Origin of the sequence: Cyanobium gracile PCC 6307 (assembly GCF_000316515.1) — a bacterium.
Lineage (GTDB): Bacteria > Cyanobacteriota > Cyanobacteriia > PCC-6307 > Cyanobiaceae > Cyanobium > Cyanobium gracile.
This window is the reverse complement of the sequence record NC_019675.1, coordinates 2,017,923-2,044,371: the sequence shown is the minus strand read 5'-3', so window position 1 is coordinate 2,044,371 and position 26,449 is coordinate 2,017,923. Positions and strand designations below refer to the sequence as shown.

Here is a 26,449-nt window from a genome sequence, read left to right as displayed (position 1 = left end):
GGGGAGAGCGGGCAAGGATCATCGCCGCCACCGAGCCGTTCCCGCCGTGCCGCCACCGTGCCGTCTGCTGGCCCTGCCGCTTCTGGCGGCCCTGCTCGCCGGCTGTGTGCCCGCCGATCAACGCCCCAGCGGCCGGGTGTACCCCCTGCCGAGACATCAGCCCAACGACGGGCTCGCCGTGGTGAGCCGGCCCGGCGGCGAAGGCCTGCACATCTGGATCGAGACGGACACTGCTCGCCCCGGGGTCTGCCGGCCCCGCTGGCTCCCCGACGCCGCCCGGCTGCGGGGCGGCAACGGCCCCCAGCCCACCAGTTTCGGGCTGGCCCCCCGGGAGGAGTTCTTCCAGGCCCTGGAGCGGGGGACGGTGCGACTGGCCCTGCGGCGCCAGATGGAGGCGCTCTGCCGCCAGCGGGCCCACGGCAGCACCTTCCAGTGGGAGCCGCCGCCGCGGACGGCGGCCGAACACCGGCCGCCGGTCCTGCCCCTGCTGGAGGAACCCGATCTGCTCAGCGACCCGCGGGCGATCCGGCGGGCCGAAAAGCAGCTGCTGGGGCTGCCCCTCACCCCCGACGACCTCGAGGAGCCCGAGGAGACGGGCCACGGGGGCTGGTGACGGCCGTCGCCCGAGGGGCTCAGGCCAGGGCCGCGGCGCCCACGTACCCCTCCGGCAGCACGAGGGGCCAGACCACCGGCTCCGGTTCCCCCGGGGCGGGAGGCGGTCCGAACAGACCCTGGCCCCTGGCCTTGAGGTGGGCCTCCAGCCGGCACCAGGCGGCCAGGAAGGCCTGCTCGCGCCGCTGCTCCGGCAGGCGGCCGATCGCCTCCCGCTCCCCCGGCGGCAGGCAGCGGCGGGCGATGCCCTGCCACTCCGGCACCGGTCGCGGCTGCTCCACATCCACCCCCACCGGTCGCCGGGGGTGAAAGCCGAGCAGGATCAGGTCACCCGAATGGGAGACGTTGAAGCATGGGGCGGCTGGCGGCGGGGTGAGCAGCTCCGGCTTGCCATGGGGACCCGCCCCCAGCACGAGTCCGGCGGGGTCGCACCCCAGCCAGCTCCCCAGGAACAGCCGCAGGGCGCCGCGACCGAGCAGGAAGCGCTCGCCATCCCCCTCGCCCCGGAGCCGGCCCAGCCGTTGCCGTTCATCTGGATCCAGCAGATCCCCCAGAGGGGTGAGCAGCGCCCGGACGTCCGGATCGCGGCGATCGATCAGCACCAGCAGGGGAGGCCCCTCGGGCCCGGCGGGGGGCCAGAGGGGTGGGGCCAGGGCCGAGCCCGTCCGCTCTGGCCAGCGCCGGGGCCGGTGCACGCAAGTGCCCCCCGCGGGTGGGGGAGAATCGCCGGACTGCATCTCTTCGCCCTCCGGCGCTTCGTTTCCCATGCTCCTTGATCTGCGCGGCAAGAAGGCTCTCGTCACCGGCATCGCCAACAACCGCTCGATCGCGTGGGGCATCGCCCAGCAGCTGGCCGCGGCGGGCTGCGAACTGGGCATCACCTACCTGCCGGACGACCGGGGTCGCTTCGAGGGCAAGGTGCGCGAACTCACCGCCCCCCTGAACCCCACCTTGTTCGAGCCCCTGGATGTGCAGAACCCGGCCCAGATCGAGGCCCTGTTCCAGCGCATCGCCGAGCAGTGGGGGACGCTGGATGTGCTGATCCACTGCCTGGCCTTCGCCGGCAAGGAGGAGCTGGTGGGCGACTTCAGCGCCATCACTCCGGAGGGGTTCGCCCGGGCGCTGGAGGTGAGCGCCTACTCCCTGGCGCCGCTGTGCCGCCACGCCAAGCCCCTGTTCAGCCCGGGGGCCAGCGTGATCACCCTCAGCTACCTGGGCGCCGAGCGGGCGATCCCCAACTACAACGTGATGGGCGTGGCCAAGGCGGCCCTGGAGGCTTCGGTGCGCTACCTGGCGGCGGAGCTGGGCCCCGAGCAGCAGGTGCGGGTGAACGCCATCAGCGCCGGCCCGATCCGCACCCTGGCCAGCTCGGCGATCGGCGGCATCCTCGACATGATCCACAACGTGGAGGAAAAGGCCCCCCTGCGCCGCACCGTCACCCAGGACGAGGTGGGCAGCACGGCGGCTTTCCTGGCCAGTCCCCTGGCCAGCGGCATCACCGGTCAGGTGATCTACGTGGATGCGGGGTATTGCATCACGGGGATGTGAGTCGACGTTTCAACCGGCCAGCCAGTCGTCTCAGCTGTGCGCGTGTTCCGCTGATTGGCGGCTCCGAAGGTGGGAGCAACTGATAGAGCAACGCCTGCAGGACGCCGGCCAGTTGAGCTGCGTCGAGGTTGGCCACCAGTTCTTCTGTGCAGATCGTCAGCGTGTGCCGGATCTGCTCGCGTGGGAGGTGGGTCTTCGGGGCCAGCTGGTGGGCCAAGGCACTGATGTTCGCCAGATTGTGTGACTCCCAGTCGTTCTCTGAGGTGAGGCTCTCCGCCTTGAGGGCATCGACGACCTGCCAGCGGAGGCCGGCGGTGGCCGGCAGCAGGAGCTTGACCTGATCACACATCCAGGCCCCCTGACGGCGCCGCAGGATCACCCTGATGCGTACCCCTGGCCGCAGTCGGCAGAACCAGAGCAGATAAAGGGCGCTGCCGTCCATGAAAACCAGCTCGTTGGCGTGGGAGTACTGCCGGATCTGTTCGGCGATGGAGTGCCGTTCGGGGTGGTAGATCCGAAAGCCTGCGGCCTCCATCAGCCGGTCAAGGAAGACATCGCCGATCAGTCGCCCCAGCTGGAGGGGCAGTCCGGTGCGGGTGACGTAAAGCTTCTCCGGGGAAGGCAACGTGCTCTCCCCGGGCGCCGCCGTCCTGTCGTAGCTGCCCAGCAGGTTGCGCATCAGCTCACGACAGTCACAGCCCAGCTCTTCGTTCCAGGCGGGCTGATCGAAACGGAACCCCCAGCACTGGGCAGGGATCAGGAGGTGGCGGAGGTGGGCCGGCTCCACCAGGATCCGGATTCTCTCGATGGGCAGTCCCAGGCCCGTGAGCACCTCGGCCATGTAGGCGGGAAGGTCCTTGCCGTCATCAAGCCAGTGGGGCATGAAGAAGACCACATCGCCCCCCTCCGCCTGCAGCCGCCTCCGGACCCCTTCGACCAGAGAATTGGGGGACTTTCCTTGGCCCAGCCACCACAGCCTGCTGAGGCTCTCGTGCAGGAAATGGCCGAAGTGCCGCAGCAGATAGCCCCCGAAAATCGCCGTGGGTTCGATGACCCTGCTCTGGTCGGCGTGGCTCTGGCTGGCTGATGCCAGTGCACCGGCATCCACCTGAACCTCGTGGTGCCCGGGCGGCGTACTGATGGCCGGGAGGGCATCGAGGACGACCCGGTCCTGCCTGGGGTCCCAGAACAGTCCTTCCGTCGGCCTCCCCTGCAGGGCAACAGGGAAGGAAGGCAGCGCCAGGATGTCCCGAGTCTCCGTGAGCAGCTGCCGCGACATGCCAGACGGTGGGACTCGCTATTCCTGCCGGAAGGGTAGGGGGCTGGACGCGAGACGTTGGCTGGAGACCGGCATCGAGGCACCTGCTCCTCTGGGCCCCTGCGGATGGCGAAGGCAGGGTTCCTATTGATACGGCCTTGTTCCTGAGGCCCCAGCAGGGCCAGCGGGCGGCTCACCCCTGCCCCATGGGCATCAGGGCGCCCATCCACTCGATGCTGGTGGTGTGAAGGTTGTAGTAGGCCGCCTCCACCTGGAGGCGGCCGGACCTGAGCCTGTCGGTGAGCATGACGCTGGAATCGACGAGATTGCGCGCCGCATTGAGGGTGTGGTGGCGGCAGGCTTGCTCCAGGTTGTCTTCACCGCCGAGGCTGAACAGCTCCATGCGCAGCTGGCCCACCACCTGGGCCAGGCTCGGGGTCAGGCTGAGCTCCCGGTCGAACGCCGCCGCCACCGCGCCGCAGGCGGCATGGCCGAGTACCACGATCACCGGCACCTCCAGGTGGCTCACGGCGTATTCCAGAGAAGCGATCGCGGCCACGGTGCTCATGGTGCCGGCGTTGCGCACCACGAACAGATCACCGAATCCCGTGTCGAACAGCATCTCCACCGGCACCCGGGAATCGGCGCAGCCCAGCACGGCCGCCACGGGACTCTGGCCGGCTTCCACCTCCAGCATCCGCAGGCGATCGCTGTGGGGGTGGAGCGAGTGGCCGTCGAGAAAGCGCTGGTGCCCGGCGCGCAGCTGGTCGAGGACGGCACCCGGACGTTCTTGCATACGGCAACCACACCATCCCTTCTGGCCCGCTGCCGTAGCGCTCCACACCATGCGCGCGACCGGCCTTCAGGGCATGGCCGCGGGGGCTTTGGCATGATTCAGGTCCGGCCCGTTGCCTTCGCCTGCGTGTCCACCAGCCCCCTGCGCACCGGCCAGCCGCGTACCGGCGAGATCCATCGCGTCACCGGTGAAACAGACGTGCGCGTGGCCCTCGATCTCGACGGCACCGGCCGCTGCCAGGTGGCCACCGGCGTGCCGTTCCTCGACCACATGCTCCACCAGATCGCCAGCCACGGCCTGCTGGATCTGGAGATCACCGCCCGGGGCGACACCCACATCGACGACCACCACACCAACGAGGACGTGGGCATCGCCCTGGGCCAGGCCCTGGCCCAGGCCCTGGCCGACCGGCGGGGTATCCGGCGCTTCGGCCACTTCCTGGCCCCCCTTGATGAGGCCCTGGTGCAGGTGGCCCTCGACTGCTCCGGCAGGCCCCACCTCAGCTACGACCTGGCCATCCCGGCCCAGCGCATCGGCACCTACGACACCGAACTGGTGCGGGAGTTCTACGTGGCCGTGGCCAACAACGCCGGCCTCACCCTGCACATTCGCCAGCTGGCGGGGGTGAACTCCCACCACATCGTTGAGGCGGGATTCAAGGCCTTCGCCCGCGCCCTCGACCAGGCGGTGGAGATCGATCCTCGCCGCGGTGGGGCCGTGCCCAGCAGCAAGGGGGTGCTGGAGCGCGCCGGCCACGCCGGTGCCTGAGCGGTACGCCGCCACTAGCATCAAGTGATCTGCATACGCTCCATGCGTCCTCTCCATCTGCTGGTGGCGGCTTTTACGGCTGCCGTTGCCGTGGCTGCGCCGGCCCGGGCCGCCGACTGCCTGCCGGGCCAGGTCGAGGCGGCCCCCTGTGCCGTCTCCCAGCCCCCCTGCCCGGTGGTGGAGCTGCCCTGCGAGATCTGAGGCCGGCACGACCGCCCACGTCTTCACACTCCGTTACGTGATAATCGGGACGGCGCGCTGCGCTGTTCTTTTCGTGGGCTGATCCGATGACCGTTGCCTCCCCCGCTGCTGCGGCCTCGCCTGCCTACGACCGGGCCGACTGGGCCAGCTCCTTTCGCAACGTCAGCGTCGAGCTCAGCGACGAGCCTCTCGCCGCCGCCCGTGGCGCGATCCCGGCCGAGCTGAGCGGCACCCTCTACCGCAACGGCCCCGGCCGGCTCGAGCGTGGTGGCCACTGGGTCCACCACCCCTTCGATGGGGACGGGATGGTCACGGCCCTGCGCTTCTCCGATGGTGGCGTCCGCCTGAGCAATCGCTTCGTGCGCACCGAGGGCTGGCTGGCCGAAGAGAAGGCCGGCACGGTGCTCTACCGGGGCGTCTTCGGCACGCCCAAGCCCGGCGGTCCGCTGGCCAACGCCTTCGATCTTCGCCTCAAGAACATCGCCAACACCCACGTGGTGCGACTCGGCGACCAGCTGCTCGCCCTCTGGGAGGCCAGCTCCCCCCATGCCCTCGATCCCGTCAGCCTCGAGACCCGCGGCTTGACCCTGCTGGACGGGGTGCTCAAGCCCGGCGAGGCCTTCAGCGCCCACCCCCGCTTCGATCCCGGCCACCACGGCGCTCCCCGGATGGTCACCTTCGGGGTGAAGGCCGGCCCCCGCAGCACGGTGCGCCTGATGGAGTTCGCCGCCGACGGCCCCGGGGCCGGCACCCTGCTGGCCGACTCCAGCCACAGCTTCGGCGGCTTCGCCTTTCTGCACGATTTCGCCATCACCCCCAACTGGGCGGTGTTCCTGCAGAACGCCATCGATTTCAACCCCCTCCCCTACGTGCTCGGCCGCAAAGGGGCCGCCCAGTGCCTGAAGTCCCGGGCCGGCGCCCGGGGCCAGTTCTGGCTGATTCCCCGCCAGGACGGCGCCTTCGCCGGCCAGGAGCCGCGGGTGCTGGAGGCCCCGGAAGGCTTCGTGTTTCACCACCTCAACGCCTGGGAGGACGGCGATGCGGTGGTGGTCGACAGCATCTTCTATGCCGACTTCCCCTCCATCGGCCCCGACCAGGACTACAAGGAGGTCGATTTCGACCGCATCCCCGAGGGGCTGCTGGAGCGCTGCCGTCTCGATCTGGCCAGCGGCACGGTCACGGCCTCGCGGCTGAGCGAGCGCACCTGTGAATTCGCCATGGTGGCTCCGGCCCGGGTGGGACTCGAGAGCCGTTACGGCTGGATGGCGGTGGCCGAGCGGGAGCGCGGCAACGACCCCCTGCAGGCCCTGATGAAGCTCGATCTCGCCAGCGGTGAGTCCCGGGTCTGGAGTGCGGCGCCCCGCGGCTTCGTCAGTGAGCCGATCATGGTGCCCCGTCCCGGCGCCACGGCAGAGGACGACGGCTGGGTGCTCGGCCTGGTCTGGAACGGCGCCCGCAGCGCCAGCGATCTGGTCGTGCTTGATGCCGCCTCGATGGACGAGGTGGCCGTGCTGGAGCTCCCCCTGGCCATCCCCCATGGCCTGCATGGCAGCTGGGTGGCGGCCTGAGGTCGCAGGTTCCGGCGCTCGCCCGGGGGCTCAGCGCCGCAGCAGCCCCCGCAGGCGGCGCGCCACCTTTCGGGCCAGGTTGAGCAGGGGCCAGAGCAGGGAGAGGGGAAAGGGCTGGCGGATCAACGGGATTTCTGCCTTGCGGTAGTCCCGGTAGAGCCGTCGGTGGGCGTTCGGGTCGGCACCGGTATCGAAGATGCTGTATTGGAGGCCGATCTCTTCGCTGCTGGTGAGGCACCTGTGCGGATGGGCCTCCAGGATCCGGTGGATGCTTTGCGTATAGACGATCGGGCCCGTGGTGCAGATCACAGCTTCCCACGCATTCCCGAATGTGAAGGGATTGAAGCGATCGATGTTCCTGATAACGTCGGCAATGACAGCCGCAAGATAGGGATGTCCAGGTGAGGCGATGATGTACCACTGCTGAAATTCACCGCCAGCGATGCCGTCCAGCTTCCGGTGGGTCCCCCAGCCGGCATGGCGACTGCCGGGTGAATGATCCCACTGGCTCAGCAGAAAGGCATCATCTGGGCGCAGCACCTGTGAAAATGGTCGGTTGACTCCGACCTTGATGTCCAGGTAAACCCCGCCGAAATGGTAGAGGCACAGATAGCGAAACAGATCAGCCCTGGCGGCACCATAGGCAGGTTCGATCAGCAGATATCTGGCAAGAATCTCCGGGCCGAACGTCTCGCCGATGAAACTCACATGATCGCGATCGTCATAGAAGCGATAGGCGAAGTCCGGATTCATGGCAGCGATCGCCCGGCAGTTCTCCTGCAGCACTGCCGGCATCCCGGTTCTCGTGCCGAACGTCTGGTGGATGATCCTGGGGATGCCACGGCTGGCCGGTGGGTGGGACGCCAGGGAAGCCGCCGAGAGCAGCCATGCACTGGCCTGGTTCACCCTGCTCCGCTCCTGCATCGCTCAGCTTCGGAGCCCCTCAGGTGCGAGAGAAGCGGCTGAGGGTGGCGGGGGAGAACAGGTGTCCCTCGGCGAGGGCGATGGCCACCACGGCATCGCTGTCGGCGGCCGCATCGACACGGGCCTTCAGGGCCGGATCGGCCGCCACCTTGGCGAGGAAGGCGTTCAGCTGGGATTTGGACATGGGACCATGGGCATCGGACCGTCTTAGTCCTACTCCCTTGTGGGGCCTTACCAGAGAGCCCGGCCCGCTCGCCTTCTGCCATGGCCTGGTTCATCAAGACCGAGACCTTCCGCCTCCCCCACGATCAGGTGGTTCCCCACCTGCAGGACCATCGCCGCTGGGTGGAGCGGCTGCGCCGGGATGGGAGGAGGATCTGCAGTGGCTACCTGGTGGATCGCCATGGGCGACCCGGCGGTGGGGGTCTGCTGCTGCTGGAGGCCGAGGATTACACGGCCGCTGAGGCACTGGTCCGTCAGGATCCGATGGTCGCCAGTGGTTCTGTGGACTGGCAACTCCAGGGCTGGATTCCAACGGTTGGGGATTTCGACACCGTGTCATCATCGGCAACAGGAGGGCGGTAAGGCCCGGAGTGGGAAGGGGACCGGCAAGAATCCCGTTGGTGGCATCGAAGCGCTGACCCTTCGATCCATTCCCCCATGGAAGGGGGGTCTTCCAGTGCCCTGGATCACCCTTGGCCCAGCCCTCAACGGCCGGCTTGTTGCAGACGGATGATCCTTTCTCATCTCATCCTTGAATCACCTTGAGAAAATTGATTTGTGGAGTCTTTCGCCAGTCGACGCAGTGAAGCCCTGCCGAGGGTTGAGCCCTTTTCCTGATGACCCGAGATCAAAGAGACTCTTGCAGAGCAGCACCCAATCAGGTTGACACTCCAGGCTGTTCTTTCTCTCCAGGCGGTTCTTGAAGCCTTCCAGCCATGGAGAGCGGCCTGGTCATGCGACCAGCTCACCCAGGCAAGGGTCACCGGAGTCATCGTGCTCTGTCTGTCGCAAGATTCTCCAGCATCATCTTCAGTCTTCTGGTCGGAACAATGATATCTGCATTGTAGATCGGTTGTTGCAATGGCAGTGGCCCTGGCTCGACTCCTGACAGCTTCAAGTGCTGCAGTTGACAGGCAGACGCGAGTTCTGAAAAGTAGCGCGGACGGTAGTTGCGAGGTAATAGCTCAATCAAGACGGTACCTGGAGCGCTGAAGACACTGTTGGCCAGGCTGGCTCCATGGACGCCAATCAGAAGACTGGATGAAGAAGCAAGATTGATTTGCTCTTGGAAGCTGATTGTGCTGCAGTCAATGGACTGAATTCCGTAGTTTTCAAGAAGATCGCTGATCTCAGCCATATTGACGATCCTGCGTGGCGCTGGAGCCCGTCGGTCAAAAAAAAGTGAGGTTGGCCTTCCCTTCCGGGATCCTGATTCTGTGAGCTCGCGGAGCATTCTGATCACCCAGGGCTCATATGTGAAATTATCGCAAGGGATGGATGTGAGCAGAAGGTCTTCGATGATGTAAACTTGATTCTTGTTGATGCCAATGACTTTGTGCGCCGGTATGCCAAACCTGGCGAGCGCTTCCCGTTGAAAGTCCTTGACCGGTCCCCTGACCAGGAAGTGATCAATTGTTGATAGTGGTTGCCATTGACTGGCAATCTTGAGAATTGGCAGGTATTGCATCAGCCAATGAAAGTAATTATCGCTCCATGGGCCTGCGACACATAGGGACAGTCCCTGGATGGTCGATGGTTCCAGATTGGTGCCATCCAGGATCTTTTGTGCATGTGCATGAAATTCTGGCTCGGTTTCAATCTCAGTGATTCCGTTCTTCCTTTCTCGCCATCTACCACGGATGAAAAGGCCTTGATGAACGATTGAATTTCCACCATCCAGGAGCCTGGCATCAGACAGCAACGTACAACCTTGTTTGCTGACGCTGAGCAACAACAAATCCGACGCACTCTTCGTGGATCGAACAGGATCCGAACGAGTGAGTCCTCCAGCGCAGGTTGCTGATATTTCGGCCATTGGCTCTCCGGCTTTCGCCCTGGCCGCAATCTCCTGAAACGTGATCACTTTTGAAGGGGTGGCTTTGCGGTTTCTCGTGCAACCAGCTTGCTTGTGAGCCAATAATCTCGCTGCTTTAACGTAAGCATTCATCAGCCAGACTGCCAGTAAGAACTTGTACCCATGCGACTTCCTCGCTCTGGCCTTGCACAAGGCAGCCCATGACTTCAGACGCAAGGCTCGGGCGGCTGCCAGGCATCCTTTGCGCAGATGGCCATTCATCCTGTTTGCCCTCGAACCATTTCTGCGTGGACCAATACGTCGATCAGTTGCTGAATGCCGTTGTCATCGGCGAAGAGCCGACACCCTCCGCTTTGCCAAGCCATGCCCCACGCATGCTGCCAGATGCTCATGGCCTCAAGATGGGACATGGTCTCCTGACCTTCTGCCATGGTGACGCTTGCCGTCGTGGGATCATGCCTGGCTCCACGGATTCCAGCTTTGCGTCTTCAGCGCCTTTTCCCGGTTCGGGGATCAGGGCTGTTTCCGCTTGGGCTTGGAACCTTCCGTCGACTGAGGTGACCATTCAAACGACCGTAATGGCTATCTTCTGGGCCATGAGTCGGGCTTTCCATCAGGTTCGACTCGGAGTCTTGGGAGTCATGGAGAGAGCAGATGTCGACGGATAGGAGAGGAACCCTTTATGATTGGCTTGCTCAATGGTGTCATCTGTAGACTCTCGAAGTGGTTCTACATCTCTCCTTTGTTGAAGCTGACTGATTTCTCTGACGATGAATCAAGGCCTTCGACGTGTGTTCGTGGCTGGTTCCAGTAAGCCATGGCAGCAGGCTCTTTTCAGTGCCTTGGAAGACTATTGCGAGGTTGTTCCCCTGAATCCGTGCCTGACGCGCTCCGGCTGGATCCCATGGCCGCGGCCACAGCCTCAGTGCGTTCTGCCCCGGGGAGCTTTTTCTCACCGAGAATGGCTCGCGAGATTGCTGGCGCCCATGGCCGTGCGACGCCTTCGTGCCGCTTATGGAAGGGCAGATGCCTTGATCGTCACAGAACCCCGTTTCTGGCCCTACGCCCTTCACTATCGCCGACTGGCTCCTCTGATCGGCTACCACATCAGTGATGATTACGCTGCCTATTCCTTTGTTCGCCTCAAGCAGGAGGCGCTTCTGGTCAGGCATGCCGACCTTCTCTTCCCGGTGTCCAAAGGACTGGCTGATGCACTCCAAAGGAGGTACGGACTCGATGCTGCCCGCGTCCATGTGATTGCCAATGGGATCCCCGACACCTGGTTGCCAGATACTCCGCCTGAGCGGCCGGCACCGCTTCCACCATGTCTGCCTGAAGGGCTCCGGCCGCTGATCGGCGTCATCGGCGTCATCGGCACACGCATTGACCTGCTGCCGATCGTGGCGGCCCACGATGCGCTGCCGCAGCTCCGCTGGCTGTTCGTAGGGCCGGTCCACTGTTCGCTTCCTGGCCTCGCCCACCTGCAGAGCAGCCCGCGCTGTCGTTTCGTCGGCGCCTTGCCGTATGAGGAGCTTCAGCCCTACTTCGCCACCCTCGACGCGGCTGTGCTGCCCCTCACCGACGGTGACATCAACCCCTGCAGCAGCCCCGTCCGCTTCTTCTCCCAGCTGCCCACCGGCCAGCCGATCCTCTACACCGGCACCTGCGCCCAGATCGCCGAAACCCCCCGCCTGGCCTATCACTGCGTCGATGGCGAGGCACTCACGGCCACCCTTGAGCGCCTCGCCGCCGCCGGCTTCCAGGACGGCCGCGCCGCGGAGCGCCACAGGTTCGCGATGGAATCCACCTGGCCGAAGCGTGCCGCGGCGCTGGCCGAGGCCCTGTCGGCGGCGCTGGTGGCCCGCCGCCGCGCCCCCGCGGCCCGCTCGTGATCACTCGGAGCCGTTCCGGTTGCGGTCGCCGCCCAACAGCTCCCACAGGCCTGGCTCCAGCCGGGCGAAGGCCCGCCCCCGATGGCCCAGCCGCCCCTTGAGGCCCTTGTCCATCTCCGCGTAGCTCAGGCCCGTCTCCGGGACGAGGAACACCGGGTCGTAGCCGAAGCCGCCGCTGCCCCGCGGCGCTTCCAGGATCTCTCCGTCGCAGCGGCCCTCCACCTCCAGGCGGATCGCTCCGCTCGGATCGGCCACGGCCAGGGCGGCCACGAAGGACGCCCGGCGGTCCGGCGCAAGGCCCTGAGCGCGCCGCTTCCGGTCGGCTTCGCCCAGTTCCCGCAGCAGGCGGGCGATCCGGGCGGGGTCGCTGTCGGCGTAGCGGGCCGAATGGACCCCGGGGGCGCCGCCCAGGGCCGCCACCGCGAGGCCCGAGTCGTCGGCCAGGGCCCAGTGGCCGGTCACCCGGGCCACCGCCTCGGCCTTCAGGCGGGCATTGGCGGCGAACGTGCTGCCCGTTTCCTCCACCTCCAGGCCCTCGGGCTGGGGCCGCACCTCCAGGGGCAGGGAGGCCAGCAGATGGGCGAACTCCCGGATCTTGCCGGCGTTGCCGCTGGCGATTACCAGCTCGGTGGGCGCCACCCCGGGCTCCGCTGGGGGCTGCAGGGGGCCTGGCATCAGATGCTCTCCGCCAGCTGGCGCGCCCAGGTGAGCACCGCCTGCACCCGGTCGGCGTCGGGGGCCTCGCAGTAGAGGCGCAGCAGGGGCTCGGTGCCGGAGAAGCGCAGCATCAGCCAGTGGCTGGGGCCCATGCGCAGCTTGACGCCATCGGTGCGGTTCACCTCCTGCACCCCCGCTCCGGCCACCTCCCGGGGCGGATCCTGAGCCAGCAACGCCTCCAGCCGCCTGCGGCTGGCCATGTCCGGCAGACGCAGGTCGAGGCGGTCGTAGACGCTGGCGCCACCGCAGCGCTCCTGCAGCGCGGCCAGCCGGGCCCCGAGGGGCTGCCCCCCTTCCACCAGGGCTTCGATCAGCAGCAGGGCCGCGAACAGGGCATCCCGCTCCGGCAGATGGAGGCCGAAGCCCACCCCGCCCGATTCCTCGCCCCCCACCAGCACCTCGCCGCTGAGCATCTCGGCGGCGATGTACTTGAAGCCGACGGGCATCTCGATCACCTCCCGGCCCAGGTCGGCCGCCACCAGGGCCATCAGATCGGAGCCGCTGACGGTCTTGACGACGCGGCCCCCGAGCCCGCGGGCCCGGGCCAGATGGTCGATCAGGAGGGGCATCAGCAGCTGGGTGCTGCAGAAGCGGCCCTGCTCGTCCACGGCGGCGATCCGGTCACCGTCGCCGTCGAAGACGATGCCCACCGCGGGGCGGCCGGCGGCCGTGGCCTGGCGGACCTCGGCGATCAGCCGCTCCAGGTAGGGGGCCAGCGGCTCGGGCGGATGGCCGCCGAAGAGGGGATCCCGCTCCCCCCGGATCTCCCGGATCACGCCGGCGGGGGCCCCCGCCTCCCCCAGCAGGGCCGGCAGCCCGCCGGCGGCCGAGCCGTGCATCGGGTCCACGATCACCTGCAGGCCGGCGGCCGCCAGGCCCGCCACCAGGGCCGCCGCATCGACCTTGGCGCCGAGGCCCGCCAGGTAGGTGCCCATGGCATCGAAACGCTCGGTGTCGCCGGGGATCGGCACCGTCAGGCCCCCGGCCGCCAGGCGCCGCTCCACCCGCGCTGTGAAGTCGCCCTCCACCGAACCGCCGAAGGGCCCCTTGATTTTGAGACCCAGCCATTCCGGCGGGTTGTGGCTGGCGGTGATCACCAGCGCTCCCAGGGCGCCCCGCTCCACCACCGCCCAGCTGCAGGCCGGGGTGGGCACGGGGGTGGCGGCCAGCAGGGGCACCAGATCGGCCCCCCGCACGGCGGCGGCGATGGCCTCGGCCAGTTCCGGGGCCAGGAAGCGCCGGTCGTAGCCGATCACCACCTCCCGGCTGGTGAGGCCCTCCGGGGCGCTGGCGGCCAGTTCCCGGGCGGCGGCCGCCGCCACCGGCAGCAGGCGCTCCATGGTGATGTCCACCCCGAGGATGCCCCGCCAGCCATCGGTGCCGAAGTGGATCGGTCCGGCCTCGAGGGGCAGGGGGGCGGAAGCCATGGGCGGCGCGGAGGCGAATGAGCGGCAGGCCGGTCGTAGCAGGCCGGACGCTCCCGATGGCCGCAGCGGGTGCCGGCCTGATGGCAGGCCACCGGCCCTCCTAGCCTGCAGCCCATGCCCCAGACCCCGGACGCCGCCTTCCCCGGATCCCCCGTCCTCACCGACCGCCTGCTGCGCAGCTGGGTGCGCTGCCGGCGGCGGGCCTGGCTCGATCTCCACGGTGCTCCCCAGGAGCGGCTCTGGAGTGCCCACCGCGCCCTGGCCCTCGATGACCAGCTGCGCAGCTTCCAGAGCCTGCTGCCCCAGCGTCCCGGCCACGGAGAGGGGGCCTGCCGCGACGGGGCGCCCGGTGTGGTGGGGCTCAGGCTGGCGGGAACCGGCCCCCGGGGCCTGCGCCTGGAGGCCCACCCGAGTCTGCTGGAGCGGGTCGAGGGCCCCAGCCGCTGGGGCGCCCACGGCTACCGGCCGGTGCTGGCCCGCCAGGGCCGGCGCCTCACCCGGGAGCACCGCCTCCAGCTGGCCCTGTGGGGGCGGTTGCTGGCGGACCACCAGCGCGCTCCCGTGCCCCATGGGCTGGTGGTGGCCGGCGCCGACCGGGGGCTGGAGCGGGAACGGCTCGCCCTCGGCCCCTCCCTGCAGCGCCAGCTCGACGAGAGCCTTGAGCGTCTGGCGCTCGACCTGGCCCGCAGCGAGCCGCCGCCCCTGGTCAGCGACCGCAAGAAATGCACCCTCTGCAGCTGGCGTGGGGCCTGCGACCGGGTCGCCGCCGCGGAGGGGCACCTCAGCGAGGTGAGCGGCATCGGCGGCAAGCGCCGCGAGCTGCTGCTGGCCCTGGGCATCAACAGCCTTGACGAACTGGCGGCGGCCGACCCGGAGCGGCTGGCCGAGGACCTGGCCGCCCACGGGGAGCAGCACCGGGAGGTGGCCCCCCGGCTGGTGGCCCAGGCCAGGGTGCAGCAGGAGGGGACCCCCCGGCGCAGCGGCGAGGGGGTCGGCCCCGCCCTGCCGGAGCTCTCGGTGGCCCCTGGAGTGCTGCTCTATGACATCGAATCCGACCCCGATGCCCGCGACGACTTCCTCCACGGCCTGGTGCGGCTGGAGCGTGGTGCGGACGGCCACTGGCCCGGGGCGCCGGGGCCAGGGGAGATCCTGGGGAGTTACCAGCCCCTGCTGGCCCTGCAGGAGCACGGCGAGGCCCTGCTCTGGCGGCGGCTGAGCAGGCTGCTGGCCCGCTACCCCGACTGGCCCGTGCTGCACTACGGCGAAACCGAGTCGGTCGCCCTGCTGCGACTGGCCGAGCGCCAGGGGGCCAGCGAGCGGGAGCGGGAACGGCTGCGGGCCCGGCTGGTGGATGTGCACCAGCGGCTCCGGCGCCACTGGCTGCTGCCGGTCAACAGCTACGGGCTCAAGGCTGTCGCCGGCTGGCGGGGCTTCACCTGGAGCCAGAAGGGGGTCGACGGTGCCCGCTGCCTGCTCTGGTGGCGCCAGTGGCGGGAGGGCTCCGGCGGCCCGCGGCGCCCCAGCCGGCGGGCCCTGGGCCGCAAGCTGCAGCGGATCTTCCGCTACAACCAGGACGACAGCCTGGCCACCTGGGCGGTGGTCCGCTGGCTGCTGGATCAGGACGCGGCCCTGCCCCCCGGCCCCACCGGCGGCGACTGAAACGTCTCCGGCAGCGAAAGGCGCAGGGGCACAGGTGGGACCGCTCCGGCCAGCAGCGTGCTCTCCTGCAGCCAGGCCTTGCGCACCAGGGCCAGGCCGATCCAGCCCCCGTCACCGGGGAGCTCCAGGCTGGACGTGATCAGGCCGGCGCGGCCCCCGGCCCCGTCCAGCAGGGGCGTGCCCGCGGCGATGGCCCCGGCCGGGGCAGCCTCGTCGCGGACAGCCGTGGCCCACCAGCGACGCAGCTGCTGCTTCACCCCGTCGTAGGTGGCCAGCTTGGCCAGGGTTTCCTGGCCCACGTAGCAGCCCTTGCTCAGGCTCACCCGCCCCGCCAGTCCCAGTTCGAAGGGGTTCACCTCGTCGTTGATCTCCCCCGGCGCCGCCGGCAGGCCCTGCTGGAGCCGCCAGCGTTCCGCCTCCAGCGGCTCCAGGGGGCGCCGTGCGGCCAGGGCGGGGGGCAGGGGGGCATCGGCCGGCAGCAGCAGGGCGTCCCCCAGCCGCCAGCCCGGCGATCCCTCCAGCGCCGCCCAGGAGCCGGCGGGCAGGAACTCCGGCTCCGGCGCCCCCAGGGGCCGGTGCAGGACGGCCGCCGTCACCGGACCCAGCCGCACCTTGTCGGCGGGGAACAGCACCCGGTCGAGGGCGGTGCGCACGGCGCCGGGATCCCCGTCGACGATCACCAGCCAGGCCCCGGCGTCGTCCACCAGCACCTCCGCCACCGCCCGCAGCCGGGCCGTGGGGCTGATGCAGCAGGTGCCGAGCCACTGGCCCGGGCGAGCCCCCTCCAGGGCCTGGCTGGTCTGGCCGTGCAGCACCCGCAGGGTGTCCGGGCCGTCGAGCCGCAGCAGCCCCACCGGCCGCGACCAGCGGCTCCCCTGCGGTGGCGTCCAATGCCAGGGATCGGCCGCAGCCAGCGTCGGGTCGGGGGAGGGGGCCATGGCGGAGCGGGTGGCGGGGTTGCGCCTGTCGTGGGGTCAGCCTGCCGCGCCGTCCAGCCCGGCGGCCGTGGCGGCCACCTCCTCGAGCAGGAACAGGCTGCGCAGGTCGAGGCCCGCTTCCTCCATCGCCTCGGCCCCACCCTCCTGACGATCGACGATCGCCACCACCCGCTCCACGGCGTAGCCCGCCTCCTGCAGCTGGGCCACGGCCTTGAGGGCCGAGCCGCCGGTGGTGACCACGTCCTCCAGGACCGTGATCCGGCTCCCGGCCGGCGGCAGGGGGCCTTCGAGCCAGGCGCCGGTGCCATGGCCCTTGGCCTCCTTGCGCACGATCAGCGCATCGAGGTCGCGGCCGGCCAGGGCCGCCTGCAGGGCCACCGCGCTCACCAGGGGATCGGCCCCCAGGGTGAGCCCCGCCACCGCGGCGGCTTCGCCTTCCACCTGCTCCAGCATCTGGCGGCCCAGCAGCGCCAGGCCGATGCCGCTCAGGCTCACCGGCTTGCAGTTGACGTAATGGGGGCTGCGGCGGCCCGAGGCCAGGGCGAAGTCGCCCAGCCGGTAAGCCCGCTCCGCCAGCAGGGCGAGCAGGGCGGAACGCTGTTGGCTGGGGCTGGAGGGCAGGGTGACCATCGACGTTGGGGGGGGCGGCGTTGGGGGAGCGGCGTCGCAGTGGCGGCCGGTACGGAAGGCCATGGATGGGCGAGAGCGTCAGAGGTCGCTAACCTGCGCTCATCTCGCCCGGGAGCTGGGCCCGTAGACCCCATGACAGCACCGATCCTGGCAGTGCCTGCCCCCCTCGCTGCCGGCTTCACGGCCCTGCTCCCCTTGGCCGTCCTGGCCCCCGCCCTCGCCGGGCCGGTGCTCTGCACCACCACTCTCGAAGCCCCCAGGCCCGGCTCGGCCGGCACCGGGCCGGTGGAGGTCACCCGCTGCGGCGTGACGCGCTCCGCTCCCGAACTGATGGAGCAGCGCTTCTACAGCTTCTCGGCCCCCTTCGCCCAGGGCGTCAATCTGCTGCACCAGATCACCGATCCCCTCGGCCTCTCGATCCCCGGCCGGGACGGCGGAAGGATCGTCGCCTTCGGCTTCCCCGACCAGAACATCATCTGGGACGGCACCGCCATCGAGAACACGGCGTCGGTGATGCTCTCCGAGCAGAGCGGTCTGATGCCCCAGCGCACCGCCGACATCACCAACGGCTTCAGTACCAGCCTCGGCACGGGGGCCGCCACGCCCACCTACGTCCGGCCGCCGGCCGGCACCACCTGGACCCCGCCGATCCGGGGCCTCTGGTGAGGCCCTCGCCTGAGGCAGCGGCCTGTCCACCGGGGGTCTAGCAATCTGGTGAATGCAGCGAACTCATAATTCGCCTTAGGCGAGTTCGATCCTCGCGACCCCCATCCCCCTCACTCGCCCCACATCCGCAGCAGGTTGGTGTAGCTGCGGGTGAGCAGATCGAAGATTTCGTCCTTGCCTTGCTTCTGGAAGAGGGCACGACGGGCGGTGTCGAGCTCGAACAGGAGTTCGCGCCGGTCGCTGCGGCGGATGCGGCTCTGGATCCAGCCCAGGGCCACCAGCCGCTCCCCCCGGGTCACGGGTTCCACCCGATGCAGCAGGGAGCTCGGATACACCAGGGCATGACCGGCCGGCAGGCGCAGGGCGCTCTCGCCCCCCGGATCCTCCAGCACCAGCGCGCCGCCGTCGTACTGCTCGGGTTCGCTCAGGAACAGGGTGAAGGAGAGGTCGGAGCGGCCGCCGGCCATGAAGGCATTGTCGACGTGGCGGCCGTAGCCCTCACCGACGCCGCAGCGGCTGAAGCGCAGGCTGTGCAGCCGCACCGGCAGGGCCGCCGCCTGCAGCAGCGGATGCTGGAGCAGGTGGTCACTGAGGGCGGAAGCGAGGGTCTGGTTCAGGGAGGATGCCGGCTCCAGCTGGCGGTTGCGCTTCACCTCCCGGGCGTGCCATCCGGCCGTTTCGGCCCCGTCCCTCCAGGGGGCGTCCTCCGCCAGCAGGGCCAGGCGCAGCTCGCCGACCTGGCCGCTGCTCAGCAGAGGTTCAAGACGGAACTGCATCCTTTGGCGCTCCGCTGCCCCAGAATTCTCGCCCCATCCATCACGGTGCAGGCCATGGCCCGATCGAGCATCGCCCTGTTCCTCGTCACCACCGGACTGATCACGGCCACCATGGGCTGCGCCCATTCCCCCGGGTCGAAGGACCAGGAGGGCGGCGAGAACGGCGTCAGCGCCCCGGCCCCGGAACGGCCGGCTGAAGGGGCACCGGAGGGGGCCGACAGGGAGGGCGACCGGGATGGTGACGGTGACGCTGGCGAGGCAGGAGAGGGGGGCGAGGGCGGCGAAAGCTGAGACGGGCGGCGGGGCCTAACCTTCAGCCACGACATCCCGCCGATGCGCTTCCTGGTCCTGGCGATCCTGTTGGCCCTGCTGGCCTTCTTCGCTGCCGGGGAGCTTGCGCTGATCCGTCTTCGGCCCAGCCGCGTCCAGCAGCTCGAGGAGGCGGACGAGCCTGGCGCCCGTTCCGTGGCACGGCTCCAGCACCGGATGCGCAGCGTCCTGGTGGCCACCCAGCTGGGTCTGGTGCTGGCGCTGCTGGCCATGGGCTGGCTGGCCCGGGGTCTGGCGGAGCAGGTGGCCGGCTGGATGGGCTCGGGTGAGCAGGCCTGGATCGATGCCGGGGTCTTCCTGCTGCTGGCCCTGCTGGCCACCCTCCTGGGCGGTCTGGTGCCCAAGGCCTGGGTGCTGCATCGTCCTGAGGGCTCGGCCCTGCGGCTGGCACCCTTGCTCGAGTCGCTCACCCGCACTCTGGCGCCGTTGCTGCTGCTGATCGAGCGCTTCAGCGGCGGTCTGCTGCGGCTGCTGGGGCTGCCGCGCAACTGGGATGAGCTGGTGCCGGTGCTGTCGGCCGGGGAGCTCGAGACGCTGATCGAGAGCGGCAGTGTCACCGGCCTGATGCCCGACGAGCGCAGCATCCTCGAGGGGGTGTTCTCCCTGCGGGACACCCTGGTGCGGGAGGTGATGATGATGCCGCGCTCCGGCATGGTCACCCTGCCGCTGGATGTCACCTTCGCCCAGATGATGGAAGCGGTGCATGCCAGCCAGCACGCGCGCTTCCCGGTGATCGGCAGCTCCCTCGACGACGTGCGCGGCATGCTCGACCTGCGGCGGCTGGCCGAGCCGATCGCCCGGGGCCTCCTCCACCCCGACACGGCCCTGGCCCCCTGGATCCTGCCGGTGGCCCAGGTGCAGGAAAGCGCTTCCCTGGCGGATCTTCTGCCGCTGATCCGCAGCGGCCAGCCCCTGCTGGTGGTGGTGGATGAGCACGGCGGCACCGAAGGGCTGGTCACCGTGGCCGACCTCACCGGCGAGATCGTCGGGGAGGACGACAACCCCCTGGAGACGGCCCAGGACCTGCTGCCCCTCGTCGACGGCACCTGGTCGGCGGCGGGGGACCTGGAGATCGTCGAGCTCAATCGCCAGCTGGGCCTGCAGCTGCCCGAAGCGGACGGCCACCACACCCTGGCCGGTTTTGTTCTGGAGCGGCTGCAGCACATCCCCTCCCCCGGTGAAGGGCTGCGCTGGCAGGGGGTCCGCATCGACGTGCTCACCATGGACGGCCCCCGCATCGAGCGGGTTCAGATCACCCTCGCCAGCACGGACGGAACCTGATCATCGATAATGCGCCCACCTGCTCCGCCCCTGCCATGAACCCAGTGCGCGTGGGTGTCATCGGCATCGGCAACATGGGCTGGCACCACGCCCGGGTACTGAGCCTGCTGCGCGATGCCGAACTGGTGGGTGTCGCCGACCCCGATGAGGCCCGCGGCCGGCTGGCGGTGGAACAGTTCGACTGCCGCTGGTTCCCCGCCTACGAAGAGCTCCTCGGCGAGGTGGAGGCCGTGTGCATCGCCGTGCCCACTCTCCTGCACCACCGGGTCGGCATGGCCTGTCTGCAGGCGGGGGTGCATGTGCTGATCGAGAAGCCGATCGCGGCCACCCAGGAGGAGGCCGCCGACCTGATCGGCGCGGCCGAGGCGGCGGGACGCCTGCTGCAGGTGGGCCACATCGAGCGGTTCAATCCTGCCTTCCGGGAGCTGCTGCGGGTGGTGGCCAACGAGGAGGTGGTGGTGCTCGAGGCCCGGCGCCACAGCCCCAACGCCGACCGGGCCAACGACGTCTCGGTGGTGCTGGATCTGATGATCCACGACATCGACCTGGTGCTCGAACTGGCCGCCTCCCCGGTGGTGCGGCTGGCGGCGGCCGGCGGCCGCAGTTCCGATGGCCCGATCGACTACGTCAACGCCACCCTGGGCTTCGCCAATGGCGTGGTGGCCAGCCTCACGGCCAGCAAGATGGCCCACCGCAAGATCCGCAGCCTCAGTGCCCACTGCCGCAGCAGCCTGATGGAGACGGATTTCCTCAACCGCAATCTGCGCATCCACCGGCGCTCCCATGAATCGGTCAGCGCCGATCACGGCGAGCTGCTCTACCGCAACGACGGCTTCATCGAAGAGGTGAGCACCACCTCGATCGAGCCCCTCTACGCCGAACTCGAGCACTTCCTTCAGTGCGTGCGCGGCCGGGAAACCCCGGCCGTGGATGGCCTGCAGGCCTCCCGGGCCCTGCAGCTGGCCGACCTGATCGAGCAGTGCGTCGAGCAGCCCAACCTGTGCATGGCCCTGGAGGCGCCGATCTAGGGGCCTCCCACGGGCGTGAGCTCGGTGAGCTCCTGCAGGGCCAGCAGCTGCCAGCGGCGGCAGTCGGCGGGGGAGGAGCGGTAGAAGAGATCCCAGGCCTCCGCCTTGTGGGGGCCGTAGGCCTCGCTCGGCACCTCGGGATGGCGCTGCTGCCACCCCACCCGCACGGCGTGGCCGATCACCACGTCCAGGGCCAGGTCATCGTCGAACTGGACCTGGGGGTTGGCGGCCATGAAGGCCATCAGGGTGAGCAGGGTCTCGATGCAGAGCCGGCGGTACTCCGGGGCTTCGATCTTGCTGAGCAGGTGCTCCACCAGGATCGCGAAGTTCTTCTCCCCCGGCGTCTTCTCGCGCAGCAGGGGGGCGCTCTCCAGCCGGTTGCGCCGCTCCAGCTTGTCGCCGATCACCAGGCCCCGACAGTGGTGCAGCAGGTCCCAGATGCCGGGATAGAAGTCCTTCGGCACCCGCTGCAGGGCCCCGAGCCGCATGCGGTGCTGCAGCCAGCTGCCGTCCTTGGGCAGTTCCGCCAGGGGGTCGGGCACCTCCCAGCGCACCCGCCCGCGCAGATGCAGCTGCTCCTTGCGCTGCAGGGAGGCCCGGGCGTGCTCCACGTCGGCCAGCACGGCCCGCAGCCGGCGGCGGATGGCATGGGGCGGCAGGGCGCAGAGGGCCTCGAAGGCCTCGCTGGGGCTGAGGTTGGCCTCCGCCGCCAGTTCGCCGGTGAGCAGCAGCAGGAACTGCCCCAGCTGCAGGGTGAGGCTGCCGCTGAGCAGATCCACGTCGGAGCGGGCCAGGGCGTCGATGGCCAGCAGCAGCTCCTGCTGCAGCATCCATTCCCGCCCGTCCTCGCCGCTGAAGCGGCGCACCATCGTCGCGATCGCGAGGCTGCCCTCCGGATGGCTGAGCAGCGAATCGCGCGTGTAGTTGCGACCCACCACCACCTGCTTCTGGCGCAGCAGCAGATCGGTGAGGGCATCCTCCAGCTGGGGGTGCACCAGGCCCATGGCCCCGGCGGCCCGGCGCACCACGCTCCAGTCGGCGTCGGCCAGGCCGCGGCGGTAGACCTCTTCCAACAGCACCATCAGCCGCACCCCCGGGCCGCTGCGGGGGCCCTGCAGGCGGGCATTGGGGCCCAGCCGGCGGCTCAGCAGTTCCAGCACCTCGGCCTGCTCCTCGAGGGAGCGGCTGGCCCAGAGCCTGTCCACCAGATGGGCCAGCGGGACGTCCTCCAGCTCCTGCTCCTGGCGGGCGGTGAGCGGCTGGTGGCTGGCACTGGGCGGCAGCAGGGTGTGGCCGTCCGGCACCAGATCGCAGGCCGCCAGCGCCTGGGGCGGCAGGTCGATCAGGCTGGCGAGCGGCACCAGCTCCTCCAGCGACACCAGGCGCACCGGCACCGAGCCCAGCTGGCCCTGCTGCAGATCGCGGCCCAGCTCCAGGAAGGCGTCGGGGTCGCGGCGGAAGGGGCCGGCGGCGACCGGCACGAGCAGCAGGGGGGCGCCGGTGCCCCGCCAGTGGCGCTGCAGCACCCGCACCTCGGTGGCCACCGTGTCCACCAGCACCTGGGCATCGTCGGCCAGGTAGAAGGTGTCCTCCTCCAGCACCGCCGGCAGGAAGCCGATCAGCTCACCGTCGTGGCGGTAGAGCCGGGCGGTGGCCTGGGTCTCCATGCGCACCGGCGGATGGCCCGAGAGCCCCAGGCGGCCGTTGGCGCCCACCGTCGCCAGCCGCCGGGCCAGCTCGCGGGAACTGGCTACCCGCAGGGTGGCCGCCCCGTCCGAGGGCCGCCGCACCGGCAGGCCGGCCTCCGCCAGGGCCGCGGCGATGGTGTCATCGGCCGGAGCCAGGGCCACCAGCACCTCCTCGGCCCCCGGGGGGCTGGGGTGGCGGCGCCCGCAGGGATCGAGATCCTCGGCGGTGATCAGGCCGTGCAGCAGCAGATCCGACAGCCAGGTGAGGCTCTGGGTCCAGAGGAGGGGGACGTTTTCGTTGGGGACACGGATCTGGCTGCCGGGCTGGCGCCGCTCGGCCTCGATCAGCCGCTCCGGCACCAGGTACAGCTCCGGCAGCAGTGCCTCCCCGTCGACCGACACGCTCAGCTCCTGGAGCTGTTCCCGCCAGCGACGGGCTTCCTGCCAGCGGCCCTCGCAGCAGGCCGTGATCAGCTCATAGGCCAGGAACAGGGGCCATTCGCACTCGATGTGCTCGAACTGGGCCAGTTCCTCCCGCTCGTAATGGAGCCGGGTCACGTCCTCCAGCACCGTCTGGTGGCCGTCGCGCCGGAAGCGCTTGTAGCCGTAGGACCCGGCCAGCTCGCTGCGGATCTTCTCGCGGGTGCGCGCCGCCAGTGCCGGATCCTCCACGGCCCAGGCGGGGTAGCCGATCACCGAGAGGCAGGCGCTGTCGGCTTCCTTGCTGGCGGACTCCCGCGGCAGCAGGCCGCGCAGGGCACGCCGCAGGCGCACGATGGCGTCATGGGGGATGGTCAGGCAGCTGCTGCCGTCGCCGTGGGGGCCGTCCAGATCCAGACCCACGAGGGTCTCCAGGGCGGCCTTCACCATGCCGATCGAGCTGGCGTTGCGCTCCGGCTGGCCGTGGTTGCCCTTGTCGCCCCGCTCCCAGATGCCGTAATCGGCCACCCGGTAGGCCCGGGCCACGTAGTAGACGAGGTTCTGGAGGAAATCGCGCTCGTGGCTGGTCTGCACGATCACCAGGCCCGAGCGGGTGAGCTGGGCGAGCTGCAGCAGAAACAGGGCCGTGGCGTCGAGCTGCAGATGGCCCCAGCCGTCGTCGGCCACCACCGGATCCCCCGTGGCGGTGTCGAACTTGGCGTGGATGGCGTCGAGGCGCTCGAGGCTGGCCTTGAAGCGCTCCACCTTCGCCGACTGGCGCATCATCGAGCGCATCAGCCCCCGCATCAGCTGCAGGACCCGCTGCTCCAGTTCGAAGCTGCGGCGGCAGGGGCCCGTCAGTCGCCGGTGGGCCAGGGACAGGCCCCAGACGCACTGGATGGAGTAGACGCAGTCCCGCACCCAGGCGTCGCCGTAGTTGCCGTGCACGGTGCTGGCGGTGCTGGCGGGCAGCAGACCCGTGATCGGATGCTGGCGCCGCAGGACGACGTGCTCGATGCCGCGGTCGAGCCGTTCCAGGAGCTCTCGGGCCTCCGCCGCGTCGGTGGGAGGGGCGGGCGAATCGGTCACGCCCCTGTCGCCATTGCTCGCCGTTTTCATCATGGTCGCGTCAGGACGGGGCGTGCCGGTGGCGGCGGCCGTGGAACCAGGCCATAGATTCTCCCCGCCGTCGTTCCTTCCCATGGCAGCCCTCGCGACCACGCCGGTCCGTGCCCGCGTCCTGGGCATCCCTGTGAATGTAAGCAACGACGTCTTCCAGGACGCCGTGGCCCTGCACGCGGCCGGCGGCGGCCAGATCGTCACCCTCAATGCGGAGATGACCATGGCGGCCCGGGCGGATCCCGCCCTGGGGGCGGCGATCGAGGCGGCGCGGATGGTGATTCCCGATGGGGCTGGTGTGGTGTGGGCCCTGGGTCGCCAGTCGCACCGGGTGCGCCGCGCTCCGGGCATCGAGCTGGCCCGGCGCCTGCTCGACCATGCGGCCGCCCATGGCTGGCGCGTGGCGCTGGTGGGGGCGAGTCCCGCGGTGATGGATCAGCTGCGGGACCGCCTGCTCCACGACCTTCCTGGGCTGAAGCTCGTCTTCAGCGTCCACGGTTACCAGAACGCGGACGCCTGGCCCGGGCTGGAGCGCCAGCTGCTGCAGTGCCGTCCCGATCTGGTGCTGGTGGCCCTGGGGGTGCCGCGCCAGGAGACCTGGATCCAGGCGATGCCCGGACCCCGCAGCGGCCTCTGGATGGGGGTGGGCGGCAGCTTCGACATCTGGGCCGGCACCAAGAAGCGGGCCCCCGCCTGGATGGGAGCCCTGCACATCGAGTGGCTCTACCGGCTGATCAAGGAGCCCAGCCGCTGGCGGCGCATGCTCTCGCTGCCGGCCTTCGCCTGGGCTGTGCTGCGGGAACGCCGCTGAACGGCGGTGCTCAGTGAAGGTCGCTGATCAGCGGAAACCGACGGAGGCCTGCCAGACGAAGGCCAGCAGCAGGAAGAACAGGGGAATGATCGGCAGGATGTCCACCAGGGGGCCGAAGGCCTGGTACGCCTCGGGCAGCTGGGCGAGGGTGTGGGGCGCGTAGCTGGCCAGCAGGGAGAGAGCCATGCCTGGGGGAGAACCATTGCAATGGCCGGAACCTACCACGTGCGGGCGGCCGGGGAGTCGGGCTCCCAGGGAGCGAAATCCTCTGCAAAACATCCCTCGCCGATGGCCTGGGCCATGGCGCTTGTGAAGCGCAGCAGGGTGGTGAGATTGTGCAGGCTCAGAAGGGTGCGGCCCAGCAGCTCCTCGCTGCGGAACAGGTGGTGCAGGTAGCTGCGGCTGTGGTGCCGGCAGGCGAGGCAGCCGCAGCTGGGGTCGAGGGGGCCGTGGTCGTGGCGGAAGCGGGCATTGCGCAGGTTCCAGCGTTCGCCCCCCACCAGGGCGGTGCCGTGCCGGCCCAGCCGGGTGGGCAGCACGCAATCGAATAGGTCGAAGCCGTTGGCGACCGCGATCGCCATCTCCCGCAGGCTGCCCACCCCCATCAGATAGTGGGGACGCTCCTGCGGCAACAGGGGACCCACCTGGCGCACCACCCGGTGCATCTCCTCGACGGGCTCGCCCACGCTCACGCCACCGACGGCGATGCCGGGCAGGTCCATCGCGGCCACCACCCGCGCCGAGGCCTCGCGCAGATGGGGGAAGCAGCCCCCCTGCACGATCCCGAACAGGGCCTGGTCGCCGCCGCCGTGGCAGGCGACGCAGCGCTCCAGCCAGCGGTGGGTGCGCCGGCAGGCCTCGGCTACCGCCGCTTCCGTGGCGGGGTAGGGGGGGCACTGGTCGAAGGCCATCGCCACATCGGCCCCCAGGGCCCGCTGGATGGCCATGGAACGCTCGGGGGTCAGGTCGATCCGCGAGCCGTCGCGGGGGGAGCGGAACACCACGCCGTCGTCGTCGATCCGGTTGATGGCGTCGAGGCTGAACACCTGGAAGCCGCCCGAGTCGGTCAGCAGGGGGCCCTCCCAGCCCATGAAGCGATGCAGCCCACCGGCCTCCGCCACCACCGCTTCTCCTGGCTGAAGATGCAGGTGGAAGGTGTTGGCCAGGACCATCTGGGCCCCGGTCTCCCGCAGCTGGGGCGTGCTGACGCCCTTGACGGTGGCGGCGGTGCCCACCGGCATGAACCGGGGCGTGTGGACGGGGCCGTGGGGGGTGGTGAAGCAGCCGCAGCGGGCCCGGGTCCGCGGGCAGCGGGCGGTGATCGTGAAGTCGAAGGCGATGACGCCGCAGCGGC

General features: G+C 69.7%; 27 protein-coding genes, 1 tRNA gene and 1 pseudogene. 15 read left to right on the top strand and 14 right to left on the bottom strand.

Annotation, left to right across the window (positions count from 1 at the left end; translation table 11 throughout):
- Positions 1-46: 46 nt before the first annotated feature.
- Positions 47-613 carry a hypothetical protein gene (locus CYAGR_RS09960; RefSeq protein WP_015109681.1) on the top strand — a complete coding sequence of 189 codons (567 nt, stop codon included), beginning with the start codon at positions 47-49 and terminating at the stop codon, positions 611-613.
- A 19-nt stretch (positions 614-632) separates the two neighbouring features.
- Here the strand turns inward: CYAGR_RS09960 and CYAGR_RS16550 are convergent, their stop codons facing one another.
- Positions 633-1,307: a 4'-phosphopantetheinyl transferase family protein gene (locus CYAGR_RS16550; protein ID WP_015109680.1), complete on the bottom strand. Its 675-nt coding sequence runs from the start codon at positions 1,305-1,307 to the stop codon at positions 633-635.
- A gap of 70 nt (positions 1,308-1,377) precedes the next feature.
- Between CYAGR_RS16550 and fabI the strand changes: the two genes are divergently transcribed.
- A complete protein-coding gene (fabI, locus tag CYAGR_RS09950; protein WP_015109679.1) occupies positions 1,378-2,160 on the top strand; it encodes an enoyl-ACP reductase FabI in 783 nt (260 codons plus the stop codon).
- On the opposite strand, the gene CYAGR_RS09945 is transcribed toward fabI, so the two are convergent.
- Entirely contained in the window at positions 2,147-3,439 is a 1,293-nt protein-coding gene (locus CYAGR_RS09945) for a glycosyltransferase family 61 protein (RefSeq protein WP_015109678.1), read from the bottom strand. The genes fabI and CYAGR_RS09945 overlap by 14 nt on opposite strands.
- 172 nt (positions 3,440-3,611) lie before the next feature.
- Positions 3,612-4,214 carry a carbonic anhydrase gene (locus tag CYAGR_RS09940; RefSeq protein WP_015109677.1) on the bottom strand — a complete coding sequence of 201 codons (603 nt, stop codon included), beginning with the start codon at positions 4,212-4,214 and terminating at the stop codon, positions 3,612-3,614.
- A 93-nt stretch (positions 4,215-4,307) separates the two neighbouring features.
- On the opposite strand from CYAGR_RS09940, the gene hisB reads away from it, so the two are divergent.
- The 3 genes from hisB (at position 4,308) to CYAGR_RS09930 (ending at position 6,751) form a co-directional block, all read left to right on the top strand.
- A complete protein-coding gene (gene hisB / locus CYAGR_RS09935) occupies positions 4,308-4,982 on the top strand; it encodes an imidazoleglycerol-phosphate dehydratase HisB (RefSeq protein ID WP_015109676.1) in 675 nt (224 codons plus the stop codon).
- Positions 4,983-5,024: 42 nt separating this feature from the next.
- The gene (locus tag CYAGR_RS18395; RefSeq protein WP_015109675.1) at positions 5,025-5,183 is read left to right on the top strand and encodes a hypothetical protein; all 159 of its coding nucleotides are present in this window, start codon (positions 5,025-5,027) and stop codon (positions 5,181-5,183) included.
- Positions 5,184-5,269: 86 nt separating this feature from the next.
- Positions 5,270-6,751, top strand: coding sequence for a carotenoid oxygenase family protein (locus CYAGR_RS09930; RefSeq protein WP_015109674.1), 1,482 nt, complete (start codon positions 5,270-5,272; stop codon positions 6,749-6,751).
- A gap of 30 nt (positions 6,752-6,781) precedes the next feature.
- On the opposite strand, the gene CYAGR_RS09925 is transcribed toward CYAGR_RS09930, so the two are convergent.
- The gene (locus CYAGR_RS09925) at positions 6,782-7,657 is read right to left on the bottom strand and encodes a glycosyltransferase family 32 protein (RefSeq protein ID WP_172637177.1); all 876 of its coding nucleotides are present in this window, start codon (positions 7,655-7,657) and stop codon (positions 6,782-6,784) included.
- Positions 7,658-7,694: 37 nt separating this feature from the next.
- Complete coding sequence (locus tag CYAGR_RS09920; protein ID WP_015109672.1) at positions 7,695-7,859, bottom strand: Nif11-like leader peptide family natural product precursor; 165 nt, start codon at positions 7,857-7,859, stop codon at positions 7,695-7,697.
- An 80-nt stretch (positions 7,860-7,939) separates the two neighbouring features.
- On the opposite strand from CYAGR_RS09920, the gene CYAGR_RS09915 reads away from it, so the two are divergent.
- Positions 7,940-8,260: a YciI family protein gene (locus CYAGR_RS09915; protein WP_015109671.1), complete on the top strand. Its 321-nt coding sequence runs from the start codon at positions 7,940-7,942 to the stop codon at positions 8,258-8,260.
- Positions 8,261-8,666: 406 nt separating this feature from the next.
- Here the strand turns inward: CYAGR_RS09915 and CYAGR_RS17830 are convergent, their stop codons facing one another.
- On the bottom strand, positions 8,667-9,845 hold the full coding sequence (locus CYAGR_RS17830; protein WP_172637176.1) for a glycosyltransferase family 61 protein: 1,179 nt from the start codon (positions 9,843-9,845) through the stop codon (positions 8,667-8,669).
- Between the two features lie 638 nt (positions 9,846-10,483).
- On the opposite strand from CYAGR_RS17830, the pseudogene CYAGR_RS19615 reads away from it, so the two are divergent.
- Both CYAGR_RS19615 and CYAGR_RS19180 read left to right on the top strand, forming a co-directional pair.
- A pseudogene (locus CYAGR_RS19615) lies at positions 10,484-10,927 on the top strand (hypothetical protein); the annotation flags it as partial.
- Positions 10,928-10,996: 69 nt separating this feature from the next.
- Positions 10,997-11,605: a glycosyltransferase family protein gene (locus tag CYAGR_RS19180; RefSeq protein WP_245552503.1), complete on the top strand. Its 609-nt coding sequence runs from the start codon at positions 10,997-10,999 to the stop codon at positions 11,603-11,605.
- On the opposite strand, the gene rdgB is transcribed toward CYAGR_RS19180, so the two are convergent.
- Both rdgB and CYAGR_RS09900 read right to left on the bottom strand, forming a co-directional pair.
- Positions 11,606-12,280, bottom strand: a complete 675-nt coding sequence (gene rdgB, locus CYAGR_RS09905; RefSeq protein WP_015109668.1) for an RdgB/HAM1 family non-canonical purine NTP pyrophosphatase — start codon at positions 12,278-12,280, stop codon at positions 11,606-11,608.
- On the bottom strand, positions 12,280-13,749 hold the full coding sequence (locus CYAGR_RS09900) for a phosphohexomutase domain-containing protein (protein WP_015109667.1): 1,470 nt from the start codon (positions 13,747-13,749) through the stop codon (positions 12,280-12,282). The genes rdgB and CYAGR_RS09900 overlap by 1 nt, the downstream gene beginning before the upstream one ends.
- Positions 13,750-13,863: 114 nt before the next feature.
- On the opposite strand from CYAGR_RS09900, the gene CYAGR_RS09895 reads away from it, so the two are divergent.
- A complete protein-coding gene (locus CYAGR_RS09895) occupies positions 13,864-15,408 on the top strand; it encodes a TM0106 family RecB-like putative nuclease (protein ID WP_015109666.1) in 1,545 nt (514 codons plus the stop codon).
- Here CYAGR_RS09895 and ygfZ read toward each other — a convergent pair.
- On the bottom strand, positions 15,366-16,346 hold the full coding sequence (gene ygfZ / locus CYAGR_RS09890) for a CAF17-like 4Fe-4S cluster assembly/insertion protein YgfZ (RefSeq protein ID WP_015109665.1): 981 nt from the start codon (positions 16,344-16,346) through the stop codon (positions 15,366-15,368). The two genes, CYAGR_RS09895 and ygfZ, sit on opposite strands and share 43 nt — an antisense overlap.
- A gap of 36 nt (positions 16,347-16,382) precedes the next feature.
- Positions 16,383-16,976 (bottom strand): orotate phosphoribosyltransferase, encoded by a 594-nt coding sequence (gene pyrE / locus CYAGR_RS09885; RefSeq protein ID WP_015109664.1) that lies wholly within the window; start codon positions 16,974-16,976, stop codon positions 16,383-16,385.
- Positions 16,977-17,108: 132 nt separating this feature from the next.
- On the opposite strand from pyrE, the gene CYAGR_RS09880 reads away from it, so the two are divergent.
- Entirely contained in the window at positions 17,109-17,642 is a 534-nt protein-coding gene (locus CYAGR_RS09880) for a hypothetical protein (RefSeq protein ID WP_015109663.1), read from the top strand.
- Positions 17,643-17,673: 31 nt separating this feature from the next.
- A tRNA-Ile gene (locus CYAGR_RS18385) sits at positions 17,674-17,746 on the top strand.
- 6 nt (positions 17,747-17,752) lie between these two features.
- On the opposite strand, the gene CYAGR_RS09875 is transcribed toward CYAGR_RS18385, so the two are convergent.
- Entirely contained in the window at positions 17,753-18,418 is a 666-nt protein-coding gene (locus CYAGR_RS09875) for a Fe2+-dependent dioxygenase (RefSeq protein WP_015109662.1), read from the bottom strand.
- Positions 18,419-18,472: 54 nt separating this feature from the next.
- Here CYAGR_RS09875 and CYAGR_RS09870 point away from each other — a divergent pair, with 54 nt between their 5' ends.
- The 3 genes from CYAGR_RS09870 to CYAGR_RS09860 are packed head-to-tail and all read left to right on the top strand — an operon-like array spanning position 18,473 to position 21,057.
- A complete protein-coding gene (locus CYAGR_RS09870; RefSeq protein WP_015109661.1) occupies positions 18,473-18,709 on the top strand; it encodes a hypothetical protein in 237 nt (78 codons plus the stop codon).
- Between the two features lie 42 nt (positions 18,710-18,751).
- Positions 18,752-20,029, top strand: a complete 1,278-nt coding sequence (locus CYAGR_RS09865; protein ID WP_015109660.1) for a hemolysin family protein — start codon at positions 18,752-18,754, stop codon at positions 20,027-20,029.
- A gap of 35 nt (positions 20,030-20,064) precedes the next feature.
- A complete protein-coding gene (locus CYAGR_RS09860; RefSeq protein WP_015109659.1) occupies positions 20,065-21,057 on the top strand; it encodes a Gfo/Idh/MocA family protein in 993 nt (330 codons plus the stop codon).
- Here the strand turns inward: CYAGR_RS09860 and CYAGR_RS09855 are convergent.
- Positions 21,054-24,287 (bottom strand): glycoside hydrolase family 15 protein, encoded by a 3,234-nt coding sequence (locus tag CYAGR_RS09855; protein WP_015109658.1) that lies wholly within the window; start codon positions 24,285-24,287, stop codon positions 21,054-21,056. The genes CYAGR_RS09860 and CYAGR_RS09855 overlap by 4 nt on opposite strands.
- Before the next feature lie 79 nt (positions 24,288-24,366).
- Between CYAGR_RS09855 and CYAGR_RS09850 the strand changes: the two genes are divergently transcribed.
- Positions 24,367-25,095: a WecB/TagA/CpsF family glycosyltransferase gene (locus CYAGR_RS09850; RefSeq protein WP_015109657.1), complete on the top strand. Its 729-nt coding sequence runs from the start codon at positions 24,367-24,369 to the stop codon at positions 25,093-25,095.
- A gap of 27 nt (positions 25,096-25,122) precedes the next feature.
- Here CYAGR_RS09850 and CYAGR_RS09845 read toward each other — a convergent pair whose 3' ends face one another.
- Together CYAGR_RS09845 and tgt are read right to left on the bottom strand one after the other, a co-directional pair.
- A complete protein-coding gene (locus CYAGR_RS09845) occupies positions 25,123-25,281 on the bottom strand; it encodes a photosystem II reaction center protein K (protein ID WP_015109656.1) in 159 nt (52 codons plus the stop codon).
- Between the two features lie 32 nt (positions 25,282-25,313).
- Positions 25,314-26,435 carry a tRNA guanosine(34) transglycosylase Tgt gene (gene tgt, locus CYAGR_RS09840; RefSeq protein WP_015109655.1) on the bottom strand — a complete coding sequence of 374 codons (1,122 nt, stop codon included), beginning with the start codon at positions 26,433-26,435 and terminating at the stop codon, positions 25,314-25,316.
- Positions 26,436-26,449 lie beyond the last annotated feature (14 nt).